Source organism: Brevibacterium sediminis (assembly GCF_013623905.1).
Classification (GTDB): Bacteria; Actinomycetota; Actinomycetes; order Actinomycetales; family Brevibacteriaceae; genus Brevibacterium; species Brevibacterium sediminis.
In genome coordinates, this window is the sequence record NZ_JABKDD010000003.1 from 1 (window position 1) to 24,400 (window position 24,400).

Annotated in this window: 22 protein-coding genes and 1 riboswitch; of the genes, 6 read left to right on the forward strand and 16 right to left on the reverse strand. The window is 64.8% G+C overall.

The window, feature by feature from the left end; all coding sequences use genetic code 11:
- Positions 1 to 155: 155 nt before the first annotated feature.
- The 8 genes from glpK to HK108_RS06150 form a co-directional block, all read right to left on the reverse strand.
- Positions 156 to 1,688, reverse strand: a complete 1,533-nt coding sequence (gene glpK / locus HK108_RS06115; RefSeq protein WP_181270870.1) for a glycerol kinase GlpK — start codon at positions 1,686 to 1,688, stop codon at positions 156 to 158.
- Positions 1,689 to 1,747: 59 nt separating this feature from the next.
- Positions 1,748 to 2,470: an MIP/aquaporin family protein gene (locus tag HK108_RS06120; protein WP_139907252.1), complete on the reverse strand. Its 723-nt coding sequence runs from the start codon at positions 2,468 to 2,470 to the stop codon at positions 1,748 to 1,750.
- 132 nt (positions 2,471 to 2,602) lie between these two features.
- Positions 2,603 to 4,321, reverse strand: coding sequence for a glycerol-3-phosphate dehydrogenase/oxidase (locus HK108_RS06125; RefSeq protein WP_181270871.1), 1,719 nt, complete (start codon positions 4,319 to 4,321; stop codon positions 2,603 to 2,605).
- Positions 4,322 to 4,509: 188 nt separating this feature from the next.
- Complete coding sequence (locus HK108_RS06130; protein WP_181270872.1) at positions 4,510 to 5,487, reverse strand: Ppx/GppA phosphatase family protein; 978 nt, start codon at positions 5,485 to 5,487, stop codon at positions 4,510 to 4,512.
- Between the two features lie 9 nt (positions 5,488 to 5,496).
- Positions 5,497 to 6,324: an enoyl-CoA hydratase/isomerase family protein gene (locus HK108_RS06135; protein ID WP_181270873.1), complete on the reverse strand. Its 828-nt coding sequence runs from the start codon at positions 6,322 to 6,324 to the stop codon at positions 5,497 to 5,499.
- A gap of 24 nt (positions 6,325 to 6,348) precedes the next feature.
- On the reverse strand, positions 6,349 to 7,470 hold the full coding sequence (locus HK108_RS06140; RefSeq protein WP_139468626.1) for a bifunctional 2-methylcitrate synthase/citrate synthase: 1,122 nt from the start codon (positions 7,468 to 7,470) through the stop codon (positions 6,349 to 6,351).
- A complete protein-coding gene (gene prpB / locus HK108_RS06145) occupies positions 7,467 to 8,372 on the reverse strand; it encodes a methylisocitrate lyase (protein ID WP_139468627.1) in 906 nt (301 codons plus the stop codon). The genes HK108_RS06140 and prpB overlap by 4 nt, the downstream gene beginning before the upstream one ends.
- A complete protein-coding gene (locus tag HK108_RS06150; RefSeq protein WP_172173750.1) occupies positions 8,372 to 9,868 on the reverse strand; it encodes an MmgE/PrpD family protein in 1,497 nt (498 codons plus the stop codon). Before HK108_RS06150 ends, prpB begins: the two co-directional genes overlap by 1 nt.
- A 195-nt stretch (positions 9,869 to 10,063) precedes the next feature.
- On the opposite strand from HK108_RS06150, the gene HK108_RS06155 reads away from it, so the two are divergent.
- Together HK108_RS06155 and HK108_RS06160 are read left to right on the forward strand one after the other, a co-directional pair.
- The gene (locus tag HK108_RS06155) at positions 10,064 to 10,603 is read left to right on the forward strand and encodes a DUF4916 domain-containing protein (protein WP_139468629.1); all 540 of its coding nucleotides are present in this window, start codon (positions 10,064 to 10,066) and stop codon (positions 10,601 to 10,603) included.
- Positions 10,604 to 10,760: 157 nt separating this feature from the next.
- Positions 10,761 to 11,678 (forward strand): universal stress protein, encoded by a 918-nt coding sequence (locus tag HK108_RS06160; RefSeq protein ID WP_172173753.1) that lies wholly within the window; start codon positions 10,761 to 10,763, stop codon positions 11,676 to 11,678.
- 36 nt (positions 11,679 to 11,714) lie between these two features.
- Here HK108_RS06160 and HK108_RS06165 read toward each other — a convergent pair whose 3' ends face one another.
- Positions 11,715 to 13,673 carry a purple acid phosphatase family protein gene (locus HK108_RS06165; RefSeq protein ID WP_181270874.1) on the reverse strand — a complete coding sequence of 653 codons (1,959 nt, stop codon included), beginning with the start codon at positions 13,671 to 13,673 and terminating at the stop codon, positions 11,715 to 11,717.
- Between the two features lie 146 nt (positions 13,674 to 13,819).
- Positions 13,820 to 13,928: riboswitch (TPP riboswitch) on the forward strand.
- Positions 13,929 to 13,950: 22 nt separating this feature from the next.
- Between HK108_RS06165 and HK108_RS06170 the strand changes: the two genes are divergently transcribed.
- From HK108_RS06170 to HK108_RS06180, 3 genes are read left to right on the forward strand one after another with little or no spacing between them, the layout of a single operon-like run.
- Complete coding sequence (locus HK108_RS06170; protein WP_039206491.1) at positions 13,951 to 14,580, forward strand: ECF transporter S component; 630 nt, start codon at positions 13,951 to 13,953, stop codon at positions 14,578 to 14,580.
- A complete protein-coding gene (locus HK108_RS06175; protein ID WP_181270875.1) occupies positions 14,580 to 16,112 on the forward strand; it encodes an ABC transporter ATP-binding protein in 1,533 nt (510 codons plus the stop codon). Before HK108_RS06170 ends, HK108_RS06175 begins: the two co-directional genes overlap by 1 nt.
- A 10-nt stretch (positions 16,113 to 16,122) precedes the next feature.
- Entirely contained in the window at positions 16,123 to 16,950 is an 828-nt protein-coding gene (locus HK108_RS06180) for an energy-coupling factor transporter transmembrane component T family protein (protein WP_181270876.1), read from the forward strand.
- An 89-nt stretch (positions 16,951 to 17,039) separates the two neighbouring features.
- On the opposite strand, the gene HK108_RS06185 is transcribed toward HK108_RS06180, so the two are convergent.
- From HK108_RS06185 to HK108_RS06205, 5 genes are all read right to left on the reverse strand, one after another.
- Positions 17,040 to 17,582: a hypothetical protein gene (locus HK108_RS06185; protein WP_181270877.1), complete on the reverse strand. Its 543-nt coding sequence runs from the start codon at positions 17,580 to 17,582 to the stop codon at positions 17,040 to 17,042.
- A 39-nt stretch (positions 17,583 to 17,621) separates the two neighbouring features.
- Positions 17,622 to 18,338: an SDR family NAD(P)-dependent oxidoreductase gene (locus tag HK108_RS06190; protein ID WP_181270878.1), complete on the reverse strand. Its 717-nt coding sequence runs from the start codon at positions 18,336 to 18,338 to the stop codon at positions 17,622 to 17,624.
- A complete protein-coding gene (locus tag HK108_RS06195; RefSeq protein ID WP_181270879.1) occupies positions 18,335 to 19,645 on the reverse strand; it encodes a flavin-containing monooxygenase in 1,311 nt (436 codons plus the stop codon). Before HK108_RS06195 ends, HK108_RS06190 begins: the two co-directional genes overlap by 4 nt.
- A gap of 63 nt (positions 19,646 to 19,708) precedes the next feature.
- The gene (locus tag HK108_RS06200) at positions 19,709 to 20,410 is read right to left on the reverse strand and encodes an SDR family NAD(P)-dependent oxidoreductase (RefSeq protein WP_181270880.1); all 702 of its coding nucleotides are present in this window, start codon (positions 20,408 to 20,410) and stop codon (positions 19,709 to 19,711) included.
- Positions 20,407 to 22,323, reverse strand: coding sequence for an APC family permease (locus tag HK108_RS06205; protein ID WP_181270881.1), 1,917 nt, complete (start codon positions 22,321 to 22,323; stop codon positions 20,407 to 20,409). Before HK108_RS06205 ends, HK108_RS06200 begins: the two co-directional genes overlap by 4 nt.
- Before the next feature lie 127 nt (positions 22,324 to 22,450).
- Here HK108_RS06205 and HK108_RS06210 point away from each other — a divergent pair, with 127 nt between their 5' ends.
- A complete protein-coding gene (locus HK108_RS06210) occupies positions 22,451 to 23,371 on the forward strand; it encodes a LysR family transcriptional regulator (protein ID WP_181270882.1) in 921 nt (306 codons plus the stop codon).
- A gap of 30 nt (positions 23,372 to 23,401) precedes the next feature.
- Here the strand turns inward: HK108_RS06210 and HK108_RS06215 are convergent, their stop codons facing one another.
- Positions 23,402 to 23,722 carry a putative quinol monooxygenase gene (locus HK108_RS06215; protein ID WP_181270883.1) on the reverse strand — a complete coding sequence of 107 codons (321 nt, stop codon included), beginning with the start codon at positions 23,720 to 23,722 and terminating at the stop codon, positions 23,402 to 23,404.
- Positions 23,723 to 23,797: 75 nt separating this feature from the next.
- Positions 23,798 to 24,400: a class I SAM-dependent methyltransferase gene (locus tag HK108_RS06220; RefSeq protein WP_139468637.1), complete on the reverse strand. Its 603-nt coding sequence runs from the start codon at positions 24,398 to 24,400 to the stop codon at positions 23,798 to 23,800.

Below are 24,400 nucleotides of genomic sequence, written 5' to 3' on the forward strand. Positions count from 1 at the left end.
ATCTCGATGCGACTCGGCGGTCTTGCCCCGATGGAGTATCGGACCAAGACCGCCACAGCCGGACAGCCGGCAACTGCTTCATGCTGACCTCACAGCAGTCCAACTATTGGGGACCACTCCAGCGCGAGGTTGCTGGGCCGCCGTCAGGTAGTAATTCAGGCGTAGAGGGCTTCGGTGTCGTCGTCGACCCATTTCTTCGACTTCTCCACCGCCTTGTTCCAGAGGCGGTAGAGGCGGTCGACCGTCTCGTCGTCCATCGACGGATTCCAGCGCTTGTCCTCGCGCCAGTTGCCCTTCACGTCGTCCTCGCCGTTCCAGAACTTCACGGCGATGCCCGCCGCATAGGCCGCACCCAGCGCCGTGGTCTCGATGACCTCGGGACGGATGACGGGCACGCCGAGGAGGTCGGCCTGGAACTGCATGAGCGTCTCGTTGGCGACCATGCCTCCATCGACCTTGAGCTCGGTGAGTTCGACACCGGAGTCGAGGTTCATCGAGTCGAGGACCTCGCGCGACTGGAAAGCCACGGATTCCAGGGCGGCACGGGCGATGTGGTTCTTGTTCACATACCGGGTCAGACCCACCATCACGCCGCGAGCATCAGACTCCCAGTGCGGGGCGAAGAGTCCGGAGAACGCCGGCACGATATAGCAGCCGCCGTTGTCCTCGACCTGTTTGGCCAGGGTCTCGACCTCGGGGGCGTCCTTGATGATGCCGAAGTTGTCGCGCAGCCACTGCACGAGCGAACCGGTCACCGCCACCGACCCCTCGAGCGCGTAGACGGCATCGTCCTCGCCGATCTTGTACGCGACTGTGGTGAGCAGACCGTTCTTGCTGGCCACCGGCTCATTGCCGGTGTTGATGAGCATGAAGTTGCCGGTGCCGTAGGTGTTCTTCGCCTGCCCCTTCTCGAAACAGGCCTGACCGAACGTCGCAGCCTGCTGATCGCCGAGGATGCCGCAGATCGGGGTGTCGATGATGAGTCCGTTCTTCGCCCCGTAGCCGTAGATCTCCGAGCAGGACTTGATCTCGGGCAGCATCTCGACGGGAATGCCCATATCTGCCGCGATGTCAGGGTTCCAGTCGAGGGTGTCGATGTTCATCAGCATCGTCCGCGAGGCATTCGTCACATCGGTGACGTGGATTCCGCCGTTGACCCCGCCGGTGAGGTTCCAGATCACCCAGGTGTCCATGGTGCCGAAGAGCAGGTCCCCGGCCGCGGCGGTTTCCTTGACCCCGTCGACGTTGTCGAAGATCCATTTGGCCTTCGGGCCGGCGAAGTAGGTCGCCAGGGGCAGACCCACCCGGTCCTTGTACTTATCCGGTCCTTCGTCCCCGGCGAGTTCATCGCAGACCTTCTGGGTGCGTGCGTCCTGCCACACGATGGCGTTGTAGACGGGTTCGCCGGTGTTCTTGTTCCAGATGACGGTGGTCTCACGCTGGTTCGTGATGCCCACGCCTTCGAGCTGGTGGCGGTTGATGTTCGCCCGAGCCAGGGCCTGACCGATCGCCTCGTTGGTGTTCTTGATGATTTCGATCGGGTCATGTTCGACCCAGCCGGCGCGTGGGAAGATCTGCTCGTGCTCGAGCTGGCCGGACGACACGATCTGCCCGTCATGGTTGAAGACGATCGCCCGCGACGAGGTGGTGCCCTGGTCGATGGCGAGGATGAACTTTTCCTGACTCATTCTGACTCCTGTGTCGAAGTGGTTTGTCTGTGAGCGTGCTCAGTTGTCTGTGATCGTACTCAGACGAATGCCTGGGAGGCCAGACCGGCGACGACGCCGCCGACCAGCGGTCCGGCGATCGGCACCCACGAGTACGCCCAGTCGGAGCCGCCTTTGTTCGGGATCGGCAGCAGTGCGTGGACGATGCGCGGACCGAGGTCACGCGCCGGGTTGATGGCGTAGCCGGTGGGCCCGCCCAGCGAAGCGCCGATGACGACGACGAGGAGGCCGACGGCCAAGGGTCCAAGCTCGTGTGGGGTCTTGCCGAAGAGGAGGATGACGAACACGAGGACGAATGTCGCGATCACCTCGGTGACGAAGTTCCAGCCGTAGGAGCGGAGCTCCGGACCGGTGGAGAAGGTGCCGAGGATGTTGCCAGCGTCCTTCTCCTCGTCGTAGTGCTTCTTGTAGACGGCCCACGCGAGGACCGCGCCGAGCATCGCTCCGATCATCTCGGCCGCGAGATAGGCGATGGTGTTGCCGAAAGTCACGGCGATGCCGGGTGCATATTCGTCGGCTCCGCTGGCGAGGATGCCGAAGGTCACGGCGGGGTTGAGGTGTGCGCCGGTCTTATAAGCGACGAAGACACCGGCGAAGACCGCGAGGCCCCAGCCGAAGGAGATCAGCAGCCAGCCTCCGCCGTTGCCTTTGGTCTTGCCGAGGACGACATTGGCGACGACGCCGACGCCGAGCAGCATGAGCATCGCCGTACCGGCGATCTCGAAGAGGAAGATGGTGCCCATATCTCACAAACTCCTATTGTTTGTCTTTCCGGAGGGTGTCCCGGTCGATGGTCGACCCGGAGGGTGCTCCGAGGTCTGTCGATATTCGATTGTCGGTATTCCGTTGTGGTCCCGCACTTCTCTGTGAACGGTTCAGTGGAGAGTCGCACCGACCAGGGCCGCCGCCGAGGCGTCATCGTCGGTGGACTCGGCCGCGACCTGGGCGTCGACGTGGGCGTTGAACGCCTCGACCTCGGCCGTCTGCCGGTCGTCGTCCCACCCGAGGACGGGTGCGACGATGGCCGCGACCGCCTCGGCGGCGTTCTTCCCCCGGTCGCGAGTCTCGTAGTTCAGCCGCATCCGCCGCTCCAGGATGTCGCCGAGGTGGACGGCCCCCTCCGCGGCGGCCGCGTAATGGGCTTCGACGCGCAGGTAGCGTTCGGCGCCGTCCAAAGGCTGACCGAGTTCGGGATCCTCATCGACGAGGTCGAGCAGATCCTCGATGAGGGTGCCATAGCGGCGGATGAGTCGTTTGACGCGGTCCTCGTCCCATCCGAACTTCTCCGCGATTCCGGATTGGCCGCGCCTCAGTGCACCGACGCCCTGGGCACCGAGCAGCGGCACGGATTCGGTGAGTGACCTGCGGTCCTTCGCATCGTCGCCGAGGACGAAATCGACGGCGTCTTCGGCCATCACTCGGTAGGTGGTGAACTTGCCGCCGGCGATCGCGGCGAGGGCCGGCTCGACCTCCATCACGGTGTGTTCGCGGGAGACCTTCGTCGAGGCCTGTCCTTCCTTGACGACCGGCTGGAGCAGCGGACGCAGTCCCGAGTAGACGCCGATGACATCCTCGCGGGTGAGTTTGTCGGCGAGGATGGCGTTGGCATGTTCGAGCAGGTAGTCGATGTCCTGCGAGGTCGCCACCGGTGCGTCGACGTCTTCGTTCCACGGAGTGTCGGTGGTGCCGATGACCCAGTAGCCTTCCCACGGGATGACGAAGAGGACGGACTTCTCCGTCTTCGAGATGATTCCGGTGTTCGGGTCGGCCTTGATCTTGTCCTCGGCCACGGTGATGTGCACGCCCTTCGAGGCGAGCACCTTGAGCCCGGCATCGGCCTTCGCCAGATCCTGCTGCTCTTCGGTCCAGACTCCCCCGGCGAGGATGGTGCGGCGAGCGTGGATGTCGAACTCCTCACCGGTGATCTCGTCCCGGGCGTGGACGCCGGTGACCTGATCGCCGTCGTGGAGGTAGCCGATGACGGAGACGTGGTTGGCGGCAGCGGCTCCGTAGCTCACGGCCGAACGGACCAGGTTCATGACGAAGCGGGCGTCGTCGACCTTCGCGTCATAGTATTCGAGGGCTCCGACGGCGGCGTCGTCGGCCAAGCCCGGGAAGTGGGCGCTCAGTGCCTTCTTCCCGAGGTGGCGGTGCATCGGCACAGCCCGTTTGCGGCCCGGCCGGGTGGCCATCGTGTCGTAGAGGAGCACGCCGGAGCCGATGAAGGCCCGGTCGATGAGGCGGTGCTCGAAGGGGAACACGAAGGCGACAGGTTCGACGAGGTGCGGTGCGGTGTGCTGGAGCAGCAGGTCGCGTTCCTTGAGCGCCTCGGCGACGAGCTTGAAGTCGAGCATCTCGAGGTAGCGCAGTCCGCCGTGCATGAGCTTCGAGGACCGGGACGAGGTGCCCGCGGCCCAGTCCTTGGCATCGACAACGCCGACCTTGAGTCCGCGGGTGGCTGCGTCGAAGGCCGATCCTGCTCCGGTCACTCCCCCGCCGACGACGAAGACGTCGAGCGGGTCGGCCGCGCTCGTCTTCTTCAGAGTCTCCAGCGCCTGGTCGCGGAAGTTCGGGGACAGCTCACCATTTCGCATCAGCAGATTCGTGCTTTCCGTCAGAAGATTCGGGCTTTCACCGATGTCGGCACGGGCAGATCAGTGCGGGTGCCGCCTCGGCGACTAATCAAAAACTAGCAGGCGAACCTGAATTCCGGTAGCAATCCGACAGAAGCGAAAGCGGCTCAACCGTGTCCGGAAACGCCGGCATGCGACCCGCCGAAGACTCAGTCGAGGGCGGCGACGGGCTCGACGCGCATCGCCGATGACTGTTCGGCCGAGTCGAGGAGGTCGAGTTTGCGCATGATGATGCCTTCACGCAGCGCCCATGGGGAGATGTTCATGACGCCGATGTCGAAGATCGTGAAGGCCGCCTCGGCGACGATCGCTCCGGCCAGCACCTGTCCGGCTCGGGCTTCGGAGACGCCGGGCAGGGTCGCACGTTCCGCTGGGGTGCGGGAGGCGAGGGTGTCGATGATGCCTTCGAGGTCGCGGCGGAAGAGCTTCCGCGGAGCATAGATTCCGTCTCCGCTCGGGGCTGCGCCGGCGATGCGGGCCAGCGAGCGGAAGGTCTTCGACGACCCGACGACCTGGTCGGGCACTCCGACCCTGTTGATGTCGCCGGCGATGCGTCCGATCTGCGCCCGGGCATGTTTGCGCAGGCGGTGGATGTCCTCTTCAGTGGGCATCGGGTCCGGGAGGAACTCGGAATAGGTGCGTCCGGCGCCGAGCGGAACCGACACGGCCGCCTGCGGGTATTCGTCCTGACCCGCCGCGATCTCGAGCGAGCCGCCGCCGATGTCGAGCAACAGGATCTTCCCGGCCGACCACCCGAACCAGCGGCGGGCGGCGAGGAAGGTCACGCGGGCCTCGTCCCGACCCGACATCACGTTGAGGGTGACCCCGAGCTGAGCGTTGATCGATTCGATGAGTCCGATCCCGTTCGGAGCTTCCCTGACCGCCGAGGTGGCGAAGGCGAGGATCTGCTCCGCGCCTTGGTCTTCGGCGATCTCGACGGCATCGGCGATGAAGGAGCGCAGCCGTTCCTGCCCTTCGGAGTCGATCGTTCCGTCGTCGCTGAGGAATTCGGCGAGTCTGAGCACCTCCTTGTGCGAGGTGGCCGGCAGGGGCGGTGCTCCGACGTGGGCGTCGACGACCAGGAGGTGGACGCTGTTGGAGCCGATATCGAGGACTGCTAGGCGCATTCGCTCAGTTTATCCTCTCCGCGGGACTCCGTGAGAACGAACCTGGGGACCGTTCTGCCATGCGGATTTGGCGAAGCCGAATTCCGGCGGCTCCTTGGCGAAGAAGGCTTCCTGACCGCGGATGATCTCGTCCCGGTAGGCGTCATCGAGCCACCGAGGCGGCTCCGTGTCCTCCGTCAGTTCACCGTCGAGGATCGCCTTGGCACCGACCTGGCTGAGCCGGGACAGTCCCACGATCCGCTCCCCCAGGGCCTGTGCCGTCTCGAGCGGGGTGTCGGAGACTTCGTGGAAGAACCCGAGTTCGGCCATCTTCTCGAACTTCACGATCGAGGCCGTGATGAGCAGGTACCGTGCCCAGGCGTCGCCGAGGATCTCAGCCAGCCGCTTCGTGGGTCCGGCCGGGTACACGAGTCCGAGTTTGGCTGCGGTGACGCCGAAGATCGTTCCGGGGGCGGCGATGCGGATGTCGCAGGCCGCGGCGATCTCCGTCCCTCCGCCCACGCAGTTGCCGGTGATGGCGGCGATCGTCGGTGTCCGCGAGCTCGCAAGGGCCGCCTCGGCGGTGGAGTTGAGTTCCCAGAAGTCCGCGAGTGCGACGTTGAGGTCGGCGATGTCCGAACCGGCGGAGAAGTGCCCGCCGGCCCCGGTGATCACCAGCGCGCCGATCGAATCGTCGGCATCGACGTTCGCGATGATCTGCGGCAGCGCCCGCCACATGGGCCGGGAGATCGCATTGCGTTTTTCGGTCCGATCAATGACGAGAGTTCCGACCCCACCGGAGACGGTGAAGTCGAAACCCTCGAGATCGACCGGACGGTAGGAGCCGTCTGGTCTCATATGTGTGTTCTGCCTTTCGAGAGGTCAGCCCCGGTTGTCGGGAACCTCGCGCTGGTCCTCACCGTCGTAGGCGCTCAGGGGACGGATGAGGGCGTTGTTCGCCTGCTGCTCGAAGATATGAGCGGTCCAGCCGGTGATGCGGGCCATCACGAAGATCGGGGTGAACTGCTCGGTGTCGAAGCCCATGAGGTGGTAGGCCGGGCCCGAGGGGTAGTCGAGGTTCGGGTAGATGCCCTTGCGCCCGACGAAGTCCTCTTCGAAGGTGTTGTACAGATCCAGCAGATCGTTCGCACCCTTGACGGCGACCATGTCCTCGAAGGCCTTGCGCATGGTGGGAACGCGCGAATCGCCGTTCTTGTACACGCGGTGGCCGAAGCCCATGATCTTCGCCTTCTTCGCCAGTGCCTCGTCGATCCAGGCCGAAGCCTTGTCGGCGGTGCCGACCTCTTCGAGCATCGCCATGACGGCTTCGTTCGCTCCGCCGTGCAGGGGTCCCTTGAGCGCCCCGACGGCACCGGCGACTGCCGAGTACAGGTCCGATGTGGTCGAGGTGATGACTCGACCGGTGAAGGTCGAGGCGTTGAACGAGTGCTCGGCGTATAGGATCATCGACACGTCGAAGCAGCGTACGACCTCCTCGGCAGGAACTTCGTCGAAGACCATCTTGAAGAAGTTCGCGGCGTAGCCGAGGTCCTTCGTCGGGGCGACGGGGTCGAGGCCGTGACGGCGACGGTGGTCGATGGCCACGATCGTCGGCAGCTGGGCGTAGAGACGCTCGGCCTTCGCGAGGTTCGCCTCGGCACCCTCGGTGTCGGCCTCGGGGTCGACGGCGCCCAGGTAGGCCACAGCCGTCTGCACGACGTGCATCGGGTGGCAGTCCTTGGGCAGGCCGAGGATGAGGTCGACGAGCTTGCCATCGATCTCACGCTGGGAGCGTTCGCGTTCCTGGAATTCCGCCAGCTGCGCCTCGGTGGGCAGTTCGCCGTTCCAGATGAGGTAGGCGACGTCCTCGAAGCTGCGCTTGGCGGCGAGCTCCTGCACGGGGTAGCCGCGGTAGGTCAGCGAGTTGGTCTCCTGGACCACTTTGGACACTGCGGTGGTGTCGACCACGACACCGGCGAGGCCCTTCTTGATTTCTTCGGTCACTGGTGACCCTCCTGTGAGAAGTTGAAGACTGCGGCATCGAACTCGTTGTACGCCGCGTAGTCGATCGTGTCATACAGGTCCGCGCGGGTCTGCATGCCCTCGAGCAGGTCCACCTGAGTGCCCTTGTCCCGAATGGTCTGCAGGCCCGATTTGATCGCACCCATGGCGATGCGCAGAGTCGTGACCGGGTAGATCACAAGTTTGACTCCGACATTCGCCAACTGTTCGGTGGTGAACAGTTCGCTCTTTCCGAATTCCGTCATGTTCGCCAGGATCGGCACATCGACGCTGGAGGCGAATCTCTCGAACTCTCCGAGATCTCGCATCGCCTCTGGGAAGATCATGTCCGCTCCCGCATCGGCGTAGGCCTTCGCCCGGTCGATGGCGGCGTCGAGGCCTTCCCCGGCGCGGGAGTCGGTGCGGGCGCAGATGACGAAGTTCTCGTCTCGGCGCCCCTTGACGGCGGCCTTGATGCGCTTGGACATCTCGGCCGCGGTCACGACCTCCTTGCCGTCGAGGTGGCCGCAGCGCTTCGGGTTGACCTGGTCCTCCAGGTGCATGCCCGAGATTCCGGCGTCCTCGAACTCCTGGACGGTGCGGGCCACGTTCATGGCTTCGCCCCATCCGGTGTCGGCGTCGATGAAGGTCGGCAGGTTCGTCACTCGGGCGATATTGCGTCCGTGGTCGGCCACCTCGGTGAGAGTGGTCAGCCCGATATCGGGCAGACCCATGGCCGCGGAGAACGCGCCACCGGAGATGTAGACGCCTTCGAAGCCGGTCTGCTCGATGATCTGAGCGTTGATCGGGTTGATGGCGCCGGGGAACTGAACGATCTCGTCGCCTGCGAGCAGCTCGCGGAACTTGGCGCGGCGCTCGGCGGGGGTTGCCTGTGCGCCGAGCATCAGAAGATGCCCTTCGATCCGCTGTGCTCGAGTCCGTCGACCGTGAAGCTCAGTTCCGCAACGCCCTTGGCGTCGAGGCTCTCGAGGTTCTCGGCGAGATCGAGGAACCGGGTCTGCTCCGAATCGGAGACGATGCCCTCGGCCAGGGTCTTGAACTTCTCGATGTAGTTCGCACGGGCGAAGGGACGAGCACCGAAGGGGTGGGCGTCGGCGACGGCGATCTCGTCGGTCAGCGTCGAGCCGTCCTCGAATTCGATCTCCACGCGTCCGCCGAAGGCCTTCTCGTTCGGGTCGATCGAGTGGTAGCGGCGGGTCCACTCGGGATCCTCGGTGGTCTCGATCTTGTGCCACAGCTCGACGGTGTCGGGACGGCCGGCGCGTTCGGGAGCGTATGAGTGCTCGTGGTGCCAGCCCTGGTCCTGCATGGCCACGGCGAAGATGTACATGATCGAGTGATCGAGGGTCTCACGGCTGGCCTTCGGATCCATCTTCTGCGGATCGTTCGCACCGGTGCCGATGACGTTGTGGGTGTGGTGCGAGGTGTGGATGACTATGCGCTTGATCTTCGAAAGGTCCTCGATCTGCCCGCCGAGCTTGCGGGCGAGGTCGATGAGCGCCTGAGCCTGGTACTCGGCCGAGTGCTCCTTGGTGTAGGTGTCGAGGATCGCACGCTTCGATTCGCCCTTGCCCGGCAGCGGGATGGTGTAGCGGGCCTCGGGACCGGAGAGGATCCAGGCGATGAAGCCGTCCTCACCTTCGTAGATCGGGTTCGGGGCTCCCTCGCCGCGCATCGCACGGTCGACGGATTCGACGGCCATCTTGCCGGCGAACGCCGGAGCGTGGGCCTTCCAGGACGAGATCTCGCCCTTACGCGACTGACGGGTCGCGGTGGTCACATGCAGGGCCTGCTGGACGGCCTGGAAGGTGATCTCGGTGGGCAGGTGGAGCAGGGCGCCGATGCCGGCTGCGGCCGAGGGGCCCAGGTGGGCGACGTGGTCGATCTTGTGCTCGTGCAGGCACATTCCCTTGACGAGGTCGACCTGGATCTCGTAGCCGGTGGCGATGCCGTTGATGAGGTCCTTGCCGCCGATGCCCTTGTGCTGGGCGACTGCGAGCACTGCCGGGATGTTGTCACCGGGGTGTGAGTACTCGGCGGCGAGGAAGGTGTCGTGGAAATCGAGTTCGCGCACGGCCACACCGTTGGCCCAAGCGGCCCATTCCGGTGAGAAGCGGTCGCTCACCGGCAGGCCGAAGATGTTGGCACCGGGATTGAACGGGTGAGCCTGAGCCTGCTCGCGAGCGTGGGTGGGAGCGGAGCGGCGCACGGATGCGGCAGCGACGGAAGCGTTGTCGATGACGCGGTTGATAACCATTTCGGTGACTTCGGAATCGACCGGCGTCGGGTCGGATGCGACCTCGGCGATCTTCCATGCGAGCTGATCTTCGCGAGCCAGGTTCTCTGAGCTCTTGTAGGTGCGGACTTCATGATTGATCATGGATACCCCTTCATAGTCCTTGACCGGAAATGGTCACATAGTGCTGACACAACTGTAGGCCACGTCACTCGACAGGTCCCTGCCGGTCGGAAATTTATCTCGACATCAAGATATTTTACCCGAAGCGTGTCCCAGTTCACCAACGGGGTCCCCATGCTCTTCTGCCGCGAGGGATGGTTGTGGGAATATTGGGTCATGACTCGGACTGCCCTGGACTTCGACGAGAACTGGTTCGACGACGCGGAATACGCGCGCCTGCGCAGACGCATGCCGATCCCCTATGTCAACGCCATCCCGGTGCGGGTGGGCGAGACCGGCAATGTCGAACGCATCGGCCTGCTGCTGCGCAGCCTCGAGGACGGCACCCTCGGACGCGAGGTCGTAGGCGGGCGGATCCGCTTCCACGAGACGATCCGAACCGCATTGGTGCGTCATGCCGAGAACGACCTCGGCCCGATGGCGCTGCCGGTCATTCCGCCTGCGATCAGCCCGTTCCACATCGCCGAGTACTTCCCCACCGAGGGTTCGGCCCTCCTCCACGATCCGCGCCAGCATGCGATCGCCATGTGCTTCATCATGGAGGTCCGCGGCGAATGCACCCCGCGGGCCGATGCCCTCAGCCTCGATTGGCTGACCCCCGAGGAGACCATGCGTCCCGATATCGTCGGCGAGCTCTGCTACGGCCAGGACCATATCCTGCGCATCGCACTGGCCCATCTGGGCTTCCGCGTCTGAGCCGGATGCACGCCCAGGTGAGACGGACCTTCTCGCCCCACGTTTTTTCTACAAGTTGTAGAACCGTCTTGGTAGACTGAAAGCGACGCGGACGATACCGCCAGTCGGGGCCGTCGTCGGCGTCTGGGTTGGACAGGCCCCGATCGAGAGGTGCGAGATGTCTGCTCAAACCAGTTCGTCCGAATCCGGCCTCAACCTCGAACTCGGCGTCCTCGTCGGCTTCGACGGCTCGGAACTCGCCGCCCAAGCCGTCCGCTACGGCGCAGTCGAGGCCGAACGCCGCAGAACCGTTCTCACCGTCGTCACCGCCTATGAGCTGCCGACGATGATCTATCCGAATATGGCCTCCATCCCCAGTGAACCCGAGGATGACAAGGCGAAGAAGGAAGCAGAGAAGACCCTCGCCGAGGCGGTCGAACTTCTGCGCGATTACTCCGGTGAGAAGTCCTTCCGCACGGCACCCGGCAATTCCGCCGGTGCGCTCGTCACGCTCAGCGCCGATGCCGAGGTCGCCATCGTCGGCGCCCGCGGCCGCGGCGGTTTCATGGGTCGAGTCCTCGGATCCGTGTCCACGGCGCTGCCTGCCCACGCTCACTGCCCGACGATCGTCGTTTCCGAACGGTCGGCCTCGGCAACGGCCGGCAACGGCCCAGTCGTCGTCGCGGTCGACGGTTCCGACACCGGTCGGGTCGCCATGTTCACGGCAGCCGCCGAGGCCGCCTTACGCGGCACGGAACTCGAACTCGTCGTGGTGCTGCCGGCCGGTGAGGAATGGCTCTACTGGTACCCCGACCTCGAACTCAGCTCCGAGGTCACCGCGCGTCGACAGAGGCAGCTGACCGAATCACTCGAGAAGGAAGCCGCGACGCTGTCGGAGCAGTTCCCGGATCTGACGGTGACCACCTCGGTGCCGGTCGGCGATCCGACTGAGACTCTTGTCGAGATCAGCTCCCGCGCACAGCTGACGGTGATGGGCACCCGTGGGCGCGGACGGATCCGCAGCGCACTGCTGGGATCCGTCTCGCGCGGAGTCCTCAACCACGCCGAGGGTCCGGTCATGGTGGTTCCGAGCTAATCGACAGCGCCGGGTTGATCAGCACGGCTGTGCCGATCAGCTGAGCCCGGCACCTCGGCGGCGACGGCTCACCACGAGAAGTGTCGCACCGAGTGCCAGCGCTCCCGCGCCGACGGCCAAGGGCAGTGCGAGCCCACCGCCGGTGCGGGGCAGGTCTCCATCCCCACTCGCCGATGCGGTCCCGGATGAATCCGAATCATCGCCCGTTCCTGCGGCGTTCGCCTCGGTCGCATCTGCCTCGGAGCCGGAGTCGGCAGTGCCGGCATCTGCTGTCCCCGAGTCTGTTCCGTTCTCGTCGTCGGTACCGTCAGACCCGACACCACCCGAGGCAGCACCGTCGGAGGCGGCGCTGTCGGAGGCGGTGCCACCCGTACCAGCGTCGTCGCTGGTTCCGGCATCATCGGCACCTGCGTCCGCGTCGTCGCTCGTTCCTGCACTGTCGGCGTCATCATTCGCACCTGCATCATCAGCACCTGCCGCGGAGTCGGCACCCGCGCTGGCGCCGGAACCGGCGTCTGCACCGGCGTCGTCATCCGGGGCGGGTTCTTCCGCCTCGGCGCGCCTGAGTTCGACATCGTCGATCTGCTCGGCTGCGGCCTGCGCTTCCGCGCGCTCACCATCGGCCGGTGGCCCACCTGCCGGCACCTCATAGGTCGTCGCCCGCAGCGCCTCGTCGCTGACCCGGACCCGCGTGAAGGCGGGCACGTCGTTGTGGACGCTCTTGCCTTCCCAGTCGAGGCCGGGAACGTAGTCATAGAACTTCGACCCTGATGACGAGGTCAGCGTGAGGTAGAGCGTCTGCCCGTCTTCCTTCTCTTCCTCGGCTCCCGCTTCGGAGCCCTCAACAGGCTTGCCTTCGCCGTCCATGAGGAAGGTGCGGTTATAGATGTGGTCGTGGCCGGAGACGACGAGGTCGATGTCATTGCGGGCCGCGACCGGAGGGATCGCCTTCCGCAGCCGTTTGACGTCGAGGTCGTCCCAATGGGTTGCCGTCGAATAGATCGAGTGGTGGAACCCGAGAACAGTCCAGCGTGCCTGGTCTCCGTGCTCGGCGACGACCTCGTCGATGAACTCGGCGTGGGCATCCATGTCCGGGCTGTTCGAGTTGATGTTGAGGAACAGGACCCCGTCCTCGATGAACCAGTAGTCGCCGCCGGAGGTGATGACGCCGCCACCGCCGTGATCCTGGCTGACATTGGGTCGGTTGAAGTGCTGCTCGTAGGCTTTCGAAGACACATCGTGGTTGCCGATCGTCGTCGCCTGCGGGATCGTGCGGGTCGCTTCCGGTGCCAGGTACTGCGCGTACTGCTCCTGGTTGCCGGCGGAGTTGACCTGGTCTCCCAGCGAGTAGAAGAAGCTCGGGTCGTCAGCAGTGGCCGCCGCCGAGGACAGGGTCCGGTCCCAACCGGCAGCGTCGTCTGGATCCCCGCCTCCGGCACCGACCTGGGGGTCGCCGAAGACGAGGAATTCGTCGTCTCCTCCAGCAGACCCTGTGGTGAACTGCTGCACCTCGGTGTACCCGTCCTCTTCGCTGCCGACCTGGTAGGCGTAGTCAATGCCAGGTTTCAGGTCGGTCATGCTCGCATGGTTGAAGTGACGCTTGAGGTCGGCGGCAAGGCCCGAGTCCGTGGTCTCAGCCTTGTCAGCATCGGCGGGGAGCTTTCCGCCAACGAGCTCACTCGCCGGCGCCCACCGGATCTCTCCCCCACCGGCACTCTCACTCATCCACGAGAGGTTGCGCGCCGTGGAGTCGGCCCCGACCTGCAACACGGTATCGGTGATCGCCTCGCTCCCAGCATCCGCCTCGGCGGGCGAATCCGACCGGTCCGGGCTGCGAGTCTGAACAGAGTCGGCATTCGCACCCTGGGTCGCGGTCGGCCCTCCGGAGCCGAGAGATGGTTCGGCACGCACGGGCACCGGGGCCGCCACCAGAGCGGCGAGCAGGGTGGCGGCGGACAGGGCACTGAGCGGTCTCTTAAGTCGATGCGTATTCACCCGCCCATTCCTACTGACCAGTAGTGTCCGATTGTTCGAGGCCCATCGACGGGAATGGGAACGGGAAGTGAATCCTCGATGACCGCCCCCGGCCTCCGCGTCGCCACGGATCCCGGTCGCTGCCCCGCTCCCCTGTTGTACAGTGGTGGCTACGACAGGGGAGCGCCGTCAGGGGCGCTGAGAGTGCAGAAGAAGCTGCAGACCCTCGAACCTGATGCGGTTAGCACCGTCGAAGGAAGTCGAGACTCTTCACCCCTCCTTGAAATGAGGAGGCACAATGCCGAAAACCACCACGCCGAACACCACACCCACCCCTTCACGCGCCTTCACCGCGGCGCCGAAATCCAAACAGTGGCGGGTGGTCGACTATGTCACCACCGCCGTTCTCGGCATCGCCGTGGGACTCGTGTTCTGGGTGTTGGCGCTGAGTTGGAAGGTCCTCGAACTCGCCTTCCAGGCATTCCCGCCGTCGATCGGCCTCATCGCCGGGCTCTGGGTGCTGGCCGGTCCGCTCGCCGGTGCGATCATCCGCAAACCCGGTGCCGCGCTCCTGTGCGAACTCATCGCGGCCATCGTCGAAGCCGTCCTCGGCTCCCACTTCGGAGCAACCGTTCTGCTCTCGGGTCTGCTGCAGGGCCTCGGTGCCGAACTCGTCTTCGCCGCCTTCGGCTACAAGCGCTTCACCCTGTGGGTCACCGCCGCATCGGGCATGCTGGCGGCTGCGTTCATGGCCGTGAGCGAGAACATCATGTACAACGCAGAATGGCAGTTCGGCTTCCAGGCGATTTACGCCGTCTGCGCGATCGTCTCCGGCCTCGTCATCTCCGGGATCGGCGCCTGGTTCGCCTATCGGGCGATCGCGGCCACGGGTGCTCTGAGCTCCTTCGCCTCCGGCCGTCTGCGCTGATGGCGCTGCCGATCACGGCCGCCGGCTTCTCATGGTCGCACACCGACCGTGACCAGCCGGCTGTCGGTCCACTCGACCTTCAGATCGCGGCCGGAGAGAAAGTGCTGCTGCTCGGCGCCTCCGGGGCCGGCAAATCGACGTTCCTCCACGCCGTCGCCGGTGTCCTGCCCGAGGAATCGGGTGAGGCCACCGGTGAACTCCTCGTCGGCGGTGAGAAACCGGATCCCCGCCGAGGCAGCACCGGGCTGGTCCTCCAAGATCCCGATTCTCAGGTGATCTTCTCCCGCATCGGTGATGATGTGGCGTTCGGGATGGAGAACCTCGGACTCCCGTCCGAGACAATCGACGCTCAGGTCCCCGAGTCCCTGCAGGCGCTGGGACTCGATCTGCCGCCGGAGCATCCGAGTGCCGCTCTGTCCGGCGGGCAGAAGCAGCGGCTGGCTCTGGCCGGGATCCATGCGATGGCCCCGGAGGTCATCGTCCTCGACGAACCGACGGCCAATATCGATCCCGCCTCGGCCGCCGAGGTCCGCGATGCCGTGCTCACCGTGCAGGCCGAGACACAGGCGACCATGCTCGTCGTCGAACACCGGGTCGAGCTGTGGATCGATCACGTCGACCGGGTCATCGTGCTCGGCCGCGACGGCATTGCTGCCCAAGGTCCGCCCGCGCAGATCTTCTCCGATCCGGACCTGACCGACACACTCGTCGACTGCGGAATCTGGATGCCGCGGCACTCCCCCGACTCGCGCCGAGGCGGAACCGCAGAAATCAATAGGACGACGGGCCGCCTCGGCGAGGTTCTGCTGCGCACCCATCGGCTCAGCGTTGCTCGACCGCGCATGGCCGCCCCCACCGCGGCCGGCCTGGAGCTGAGCCTGCGTGCCGGTCAGGCGCTCGGAATCGTCGGTGCGAACGGGGCAGGCAAATCGACGACGGCCCTGACCTTGGCGGGTCTGCTGCCCGAATTCTCCGGGCAGGTCCTCGCCGAGGCGGCCCTGCGGGAAGGAGCCAAACGGGCCCGGCCTTTCGCCTGGCCGTCGAAGCAGTTGGCGGCGCGCATCGGCATGGTCTTCCAGGAACCGGCGCACCAGTTCCTCACCTCGAGCGTGGCGACCGAACTCGAGCTTGGCCCCCGACTGGCCGGATGGTCTGCCGCCGAGTCGCAGGCACGGGTGGATGAGCTTCTTGAGGGACTCGGTCTCACCGGGTTGGCGCAGGCTCATCCGCAGAGTCTCTCAGGTGGGGAGAAGCGTCGCCTGTCGGTGGCGGCGATGCTGGCTCCCCGGCCCCGGGTACTCATCGTCGATGAGCCGACCTTCGGTCAGGATGCGCTGACGTGGGCGCGGTTGGTGGAGATGTTCCTCGATGTCTTGGAACACGGTTCCGCGGTGGTCGCGGTTAGCCACGATCAGGCGTTCCTCGAGGCCATAGGGGCCGATCTCCTCCAGCTCGGCGACCGCAGCAGCGCAGAACAAGCCGACATCAGTGGGTCGGATTCGCATGTCAGGGCGGGTGATCGCGGTGAGTGACAGTCTCGATATGAATTCTCGCCCCGCCTCCGAGGTCGCCGCAGAGGATCCGGGGCAGCTCATCCCCGTGGTGCGTTCCACCGCTTTGGCTCGGTGCAATCCGCTGACGAAGATCGCAGTCGCGCTCATCCTCATGGTCGGGGCGCTGCTGAGCATCGATCTCGTCTCTGCCGGAGTGGTGCTGCTGGCAGCATTGCTGGCTCTGCCGGCGACGGGACTCGATCTGATGGCCGCGGCCAAGCGGCTGTGGTTCCTCCCCGCCGGAGCCCTGCTTGCGGCCTGGGGCACAGCGCTGCTGGCGGAGAAGACCGGGGATGTGGTCGTCGACTTCGGTCCGATTCTGTTCACCACGGAGTCACTGGCCGCGGCCGCGGCGATCTTCGTCCGTGCCCTGGCGTTGGCGATCCCACTCATCGTTCTCGCGTCGACGATCGATCCGCGTGACCTCGCCGATGCGCTCATTCAGCGCCTGCGACTGCCGGAGGTCGTCGTGGTCTCGGTTCTCGCGGCCTCACGTCTGCTCGGACTGCTCGTCAGCGAGTGGCAGGTGCTGGCGATGGCCAGGCGGGCCAGAGGCGTCGCGGGCGGTTCGCTTCTGCGGCGCACGGGCAGCCTCTTCAGCGGGGTATTCGTTCTGCTCGTGGTCTCGATTCGCCGGGCAACGACCTTGGCGATGGCGATGGAGGGGAGGGCATTCGGTCGTCCCGAACGCACGTGGCGCAGGCGGTCGAAGTTCGCGGTCCGAGATCTCGTGGCGGTGCTTCTCAGTCTGGCCGTCTGCGCGGTCGCGATCGGTGCAGCTCGCGTGCTCGGAGTCTGGAACCCGATCATCGGCTGAGGCGGATCGGGTGTCTCGGAGCTGCCGTGCTCACAAGAGGTCGGAGCCGTTCCACCGGCGGTCGATCAGAGCTGCCGGACGGTCAGAGCTCAGAGCTGCTTGAGGAAGTCCTTGCCGAAGGCCCGCCATTCCTCCAGGGTTTCGGGGCTGGGAAGCTTCGACGTGGTGAGGACGAAGAGTGTCTTGTCTTCGCTCTTCGTCTCAGCGGCGGCTTCGACCTTGGCGCCGCCCTCGAGGTTGGCTCGCCAGAAGGAGCGCTTCGCTGTCTCCGAGGTGCGGGGATCACCGTCGAGGGCTACCTCGTTGAGGGTGTCGCCGACGAGGGACGCGAATTTTTCGATGAGTGCGGAACGATCGCCGGGAATGGTGCGGGAGACGGCGACGTCGAAGGTGCCGTCGGCGCGCTGGCCGGGGACTCGACGTCCGATCTCCTGCTCGTAGGCGACGACGGCGCCCTGGACCCACCAGCCGTGGTTGTCGACTCTGCCGTCGAATTGGGGATAGAGAGCGTCGGCGAGTTCCTTGTGACTCGCCGACGCTCCCCCGGCCGCCTCCAAGCGAGCACGGGTGTCGGCCCATGGTTCGCCCAGGGCCTTTTCGATCGATGCGATGTTCTGCGCTTTGATCGCCATGGGTCCGAGTGTAGACAGTTCTCCGACCTGCCAACACACCTATTTCGCTGTCAGCCCCCCGTCGATGGTGATTTCCGTGCCCGTGATGAATCGGGAATCGTCGGAGAGGAGGAATGCCACGGTTCCCGAGATCTCGTCGACCTCCGCGCGGCGACCGAACGGGGTGTCATCGGAGACGCCGCCTTCAGGCTCGTCTTCATTCATCTTCGTGGACACCCCGCCGGGACAAATGGCGTTGACCCTGATCCGCCGTTCGGCCAGCTCGAGCGCGGCGACCTTGGTCAACCCGATGATGCCCGCCTTCGTCGAGCAGTACGCCGCGTAGCCCCTGGCGCCGATCGGGCCGAACACAGATGCAACATTGACCACTGACGACCCGACCTCCAGCAGCGGGGACGCCGCCTTCAGTCCGAGGAAGCTGCCGGTGAGGTTGACGGAGACGATTCTGCTCCACACCTCCAGTGACTCCTCGACGATGTCGGCGACGTGGATGATTCCGGCGTTGTTGACTAGTCCGTGCAGACTGCCATGCTCATCGCGCACGAATTCCATCACCGAATCCCAGCTGTCCGGATCGGAGACATCGAGGTGACGATAATCGACACTGTGCCCGAGGTCGGAAAGCTCCTTCGCCGAGGCTGTGCCGTCCTCGTCGAGGACATCGCCGATGACGACAGCCCACCCGGCTGCCGCCAGCCGTTTGGCGTGCGAGAGCCCCTGCCCTCTTGCTCCTCCGGTGATCAGTGCGGTCCTCATGCTCGCGCTCCTGTCGCCGTCGTCGACTTCTCGGCGAAGAGGAGGGCATCGACTGCCGTCTCGACTTCAGAGAGTTCCTTCAGCCATGGTGCACGAACGATATCGATGCCGTGCTCCGGTGGGAATCGCTCCGAGAGGAACCCTGCGACGGAGACCGTCCCTGATTCCTGAATTTGCAACATCTTCGCCACGAGCGCTGCCTGCATTCCGTAGATGGGAATCTGCGGCCCTCGCGGTGCAGTCAGTCCGATGTAGTACAGGTTGTCGAGACCGGCGGGGATGATTCCGGCCGCGTGTTTGACGGGCATCGTCCCGTTCTTCGCAACGAGCCGATCGTCGAGGAACGGAAGGCTCGGATTGAACCCTGTCGCGTAGAGAATCGTGTCATAGTCCCTTTGTGTGCCGTCGTCGAAGGTCACTGTCCGTCCGTCGAACCGTTCGATTGCGGGGCGGACGCTGATCCGCCCGTGATGGATCCAGTAGAGGAGAAGGTCGTTGACCACCGCGTAGCCTTCAGCCAGGGTACGTTCGGCTGGCGCCGGCAGTCCGGGATATTCCGTGTTGTCGCCGAGTGAGACCTTTGCGAGCAGGCGTGCGATGAAGTCCTGTTCCTCGGCGGAGAACTGGTTCATCCACTCAAGCATCTGTCGGGGCCTGCCGAAGTAGGTCTTGGGCTGGAAGAAGACGCCTTTGCGGACCACGATGTCGACCTCGAAGCGATTCTGTGCTGCATCCACTGCAAGATCGCAACCGGAGTTGCCTGCTCCGACGACGAGCACCCGGTCACCGTCGATGTCGCCGGTGTTCGCATACTCGGAGGAATGAATCTGCTTGCCGGTGAATGTCCCGGGCACGTTCGGGATCTTCGCATCACGCAGGTGCCCGTTGGCGACCAGCACCGCGTCGTAGTCGCGTTCGGAAACTGTGCCGTCGCTGCTCCGCGTGCGTACGGTCCATCCTCTTGTGCCGGCCGAGTCCGCTCCGCCAATCGGTTCGACCGCTTCGACTGCGGTGGAGAAGCGGATGTGATCGGTCAGTGCGAACTCTTCAGCGAAGGAGACGATGTAGTCCCTGACCTGGTCTCGGCGCGGAAAATGCGGATAGTCCGCCGGCATCGGGAAGTCTTCGAAGAACGTCTGATCCCGGGCGGTGATGAGGTGGAGCGCATCATAGTCGGTGTTCCAGTGTCCGGCGACGCAGTCGTCCTTCTCGAAGCAGTCCGCGTCGATCCCGGCCTTGCGCAGCTGGGCGAGCGCGGAGAGACCGGCGGCTCCGGCACCGATGACGGCGTACTTCGGTGTGGTCATAGCGGTGGTTCCTTCCCGACGGGATTGGGGTGGGCAGATATGCGGGGGTATCGCAGGGAGGCATCAGCGGATCACGTCCCCGCCGGAGAGGACGACGGTCTCCCCTGTCATGAATCCGGCATCGGCCGACGCGAGGATAGCGACCCAGCGTGCGATCTCCTCTGGCTGGGCAACTCGCCCCAGAGGCACGGAGACGGCGGCAGCTTCCATCCGTCCGGTGGCCTTGTTGCCCGGAGTGTCGACCCAGCCGGGGGCGATGGCATTGACGCGGATCCCTCGGTGGGCGAGCTCGAGGGCGAGGCTCTTTGTCACCATGACGACTGCGGCCTTTGACGCCCCGTAGACGAGCTGGCCGGGAGAGACGGTGAACGCATCGACGGAGGCGAAATTGACGATCGCTGAGCCTTGCGACATCCACGGCAGGGATTCGGCGGAGACGTTGAGAGTGCCGAGTACGTTGACATCGAAGATCGCTCGCACGGTGTCGGAGGTGTAGGTTTCGATCGTCGTCGGCGGGAAGATGCCGGCGATGTTCGCGACGAGGTCGATTGACTGTTCGTCTCCCGGTTCCCCGAGGTAGTCGCCGAGGACCCGGCCAAGACTGTCTCTGTCGGTGATGTCGCAGGTGAGGAAGGTGGTGTTGTCCACCTCTTCCACCGCCTCGGCGATGTCGATGCCCACCACCGTCCAGCCGTCGGCGGCCAAGGTGCGCACGGTGGCCAGCCCCATTCCGCTGGCAGCACCGGTGACGACTGCTGTGCTCATTCCGGACTTCTCCTCTCCTGTGCTGGTGTCGAAGGAACGTCGTCGAAGCTGTCATCGCCGTCGTTCGCGGCCTCGCGTTCGATGCTCTCCTGTTCCAGAGCTTTCAGCTCCGGAGTTGCGAATCCGGTCTTGTCGGCCCCGAGGTAGGCGATGTAGCCGATGATGACGGCGATGAGCGAGTCCCACGGGAAGATGACTGCCGGGGTCGGCAAAGGTCCGTACTCGCTGAACGCGGAGAGGATGAGTTCGGCGAGGAGTAGGAACACCAGCCAGTAGCCTGCACGCAGGTGGCGCACTCCCTCTCGCTTGGTCATCAGCCGCAGCACGAAGAGGAAGGCGACGGTGAGCACGGTGATGCCGATGAGGAACTCATAGACCTTCCCGGGGTCATCGACCGCCATGTCCGACGGGGCGAGGATGAACCCTCCGCGGACACACACGATCACCCAAGCGATGATGAAGACGATGGAGAGGACGATCGAGGGGGCCCGCTTCGTCCACCCGTTCTTGACGCTGAAGAAGATCGCGTAGCAGACCATTGAACCGAGCAGGATGGCGTCGAGGTTGGCCAGGGTGATGAACCCGCACCAGAAGATGGTGATCGTCGAGGCGATGAAGCCGATCGGGGCGAGCACCTTCGACCACGGCAGACGATAGGGCCGGTGCAGCTGCGGAGCGTGGTGTCGCATGACTCGGATCGCCGCCGGTGCGGTGAGTGTGGAGAGGACGAGGGCGGAGGAGATGAATCCGACGAGGCGGTACCAGCTCGGGGCCGGGAGGAAGAAGGCCAGCCCGATGGCGAAGTTGACGATGATCGCCCAGGCCGGGACGCCGTGCCGGTTCATCCGGGTGAGGATGGACGGGAAGAACTTGTTCGTCGCCAGGCCGTAGGCGACTCGGGAGGCGCTGCCGAGGTAGAGGTACCCGGCGGCTCCGGGAGAGATGACTGCGTCGAGGAGGAGCAGGGACACGAATGCTCCGAGGAGGGCGATCCCGGAAGCCTTGAGCGCGGCGCCGAGCGGCCCATCGGCCCAAGAACTCGACATCAGTGCCGCCCAGTCGCCGGGGTTGACTCCGGCGTCGGCCCAGTTGATGGCGCCGATGAAAGCGATCTGCAGTCCGGTGTAGATGCCCAGAGGGATGAGGATGGACCCGATGGTGCCCAAGGGGATATTGCGTTTGGGGTTCTTCACTTCGCCGGCGAAGTCGATGACACCGCGGAAGCCCATCATGGCGAAGGCGATGCCGGAGATCGCCACAGCTTGGAAGGTCGCACCGAAGCCTTCCTTCGTGCCACCTGCGTTGCCGAAGAATGCGTGGTCGGTGTAGTTGCCGGCGTTGAAGACGAGAAAGAGGAGGGCGAAGGTGGCAGTCGGGATGATGATCTTCCACCAGGTGATCCATCGGTTGGCTTCGCTGAGCAGCTTGACCCCGAAGATGTTGATGAGCATGAATACGAACATCACGACGATGCCGGTGATGATGCCGTTGGGCCAGGCGAGCATCGAGATTCCCTGTCGCGTCTCGAGGAGCCCGAGATTGGGAAACAGACCGCCGACGTAGGTGATTGCGGCGACCGCTTCGATCGGCGGCAGAGCGAGATTGGCCAGCCAGTACGACATGCCCATCAGCCAACCGGTGAGCCCGCCGTGTGAGAGATAGGGGTAGCGCACAATCGCTCCGGAGAACGGCAGTGCTGCGCCGACCTCCATCCAGGACAGGGCGATGAGGGTGACGAGTGCGCCACCGATGAGCCAGGAGATCACGGCCGAAGGACCGGCCATTCCGGCAGCCGAGAGTACTGCGAAGAGCCATCCCGAGCCGATCTGCCCGCCGATGGCGATGAACATCGCGGACTGCAGCGTCATGCTGCGTTTGAAACGTGCGTCACTGCGATAGGTGACTGCGGCCATGAGGTCCCCCTTTGGATCCGTCGTACTGACCAGGTGGCAACAGTCTGCCGAGAACTCGACACAGGCGGAAGACGGCAAATCAGAGCATCCGCCCAAGGTTGAGCCTTGAGCGCGTTATGCTGTCGACATGAGTGAGGGTCCGACGCTGAGGCAGCTGGAATACTTCATCCGCACCGTCGACGAGGGGTCGTTCGCGGCCGCTGCGACGAAGGAGCATATGGCTCAGCCGAGTCTGTCCGAGCAGATCAGGCGGCTCGAGCGACGCCTGGGGACGACGTTGTTCGTGCGCACGAACTCGCGTCTGCGGCTGACCGACGTGGGCCGGCAGCTCGTGCCGAAGGCGAAGGCGGCGATCGAGGCCGCGGCCGAGGTCTCACGGGTCGCGAAGGTGACCACCGATCTGTCGGGAGGAGAGGTCTCCTTCGGTTCGTTCCGCAGCGCCCAGCATTACCTGCTTGCTCCGTTGATCCTCGCCTTCAATGAGCGGTTCCCGAACGTGCAGGTCAGGGTCGTCGGCCTCAATTCGTCCGACGTCGCAGATGCAGTGCGCCGCGGCGACCTCGAAGCCGGTCTCGTCGAGCTGCCTGTCGATCCGCACGGACTGCAGGTTTCGGCGCCGGTGCTCTCGGACGACGTTGTCTATATCAGTGCTCATCGCGAGAGGACCAGACGCCCGGTCTCTCTCGATCAGGTTGTGCCCAGTCGCCTGGTCCTCGCCGAGGCGAGCTGGGGTACTCGAGATCCGATGCGCCGGCTCCTTGCTGAGAGAGCACAGTCGGAGCAGATCGACCTCGATCCGTTCATCCAGGTCGAATACGGCGATGCGGCCCTGGAGATAGTCTCACGAGGGACGTTCGACACGATCCTGCCGCTCGTAGAACTGCAGCGCCATCCGCTGCGGGACCAGTTGTCCTGGGCCCATCTCTCCCCCGCTTTCCCGGTCGATTTCGCTTTCATTTCGCGCAGCGATGCCGAACTCTCACCGGCGACCGAGGCTTTCATCGCGATGTCGAAAGGGCCCCTGGAAGAGTTCCAGGGGCCCTGGTGAAGGGTGCGGACTCGGCTGCTCCGAGACGAATCAGCCGATCTTGAGCTCGCCCATCTCGTCCCAGCCTTCACCGTCGATCTTGCGGGAGATGATCTTCGGCGTCGTGGCCAGGTGCGGGCGCATCGATTCGAGACCGGCGGCGAAATGGTCGCTCTTGACATGAGGTTCGGCACCTTCGTCGGTGAACGCTTCGACGAGCACGAACTCGTTCGGGTTCTCCAAGCTCTTCGACCATTCGAACCACAGGTTGCCGGGCTCTTCCCGCACGGCCTCGGTGAAGGCGCGCACCGCCTCGGGGAACTTCTCGACGCTTTCGGGTTTCACGTCATATTTCACGACGATGAAGATCATGATCATTCTCCTTCAGTTGATCAGCAGTATGGGTCGATCCCAGCCTAATTCTGCCGCCCTTGCGAATCGACCGGCTCACAGCCTTTCGGCGATGAGGACGAGGAAGTCGCTGTCAGCTTCGAAGGGGCGGAGTTCCCAGGTGGAGAACTTCTGGTCGACGAACATCCCCGTGGCCTTGACGTCCTCGATGAAATCGTCGAAATCATACCCGCGTCCGGCACCGAAGCCGGACACGAACCGGCCGCCGTGTTTGAGCGTCGATTTGATATTGCCCAAGGTCTGCCGGCGCGAGGCGGGATCGAGGAAGGACAGGACGTTTCCGGCGCAGAAGGCCACATCGATCTCGGTGATCCCGGCGCCGGCGAAATCGAAGTCGGCGAGGTCGCCGGTGTGCCATTCACCGCTGGGGAAGTCCTCCTCGGCGACGGAGATGAGGAATTCGTCGAGATCCACGCCGAAGACGGTGTGCCCTTCGTCGATGAGCAGTCCGCCGGCCCGGCCGGTTCCGCAGCCGGCATCGAGGATGCGCGATCCCCGCGGAGCCATGGCGTTGACGAACCTGGCCTCACCGCCGATGTCATGCCCGGCGGCCGCAAGATCTCGCCACCGCTGCGCGTAGTTCGCCGAATGGTCGGGGTTGGCCCTGCGTACCTTATTCCACTGATGGTCGAAGCTCAT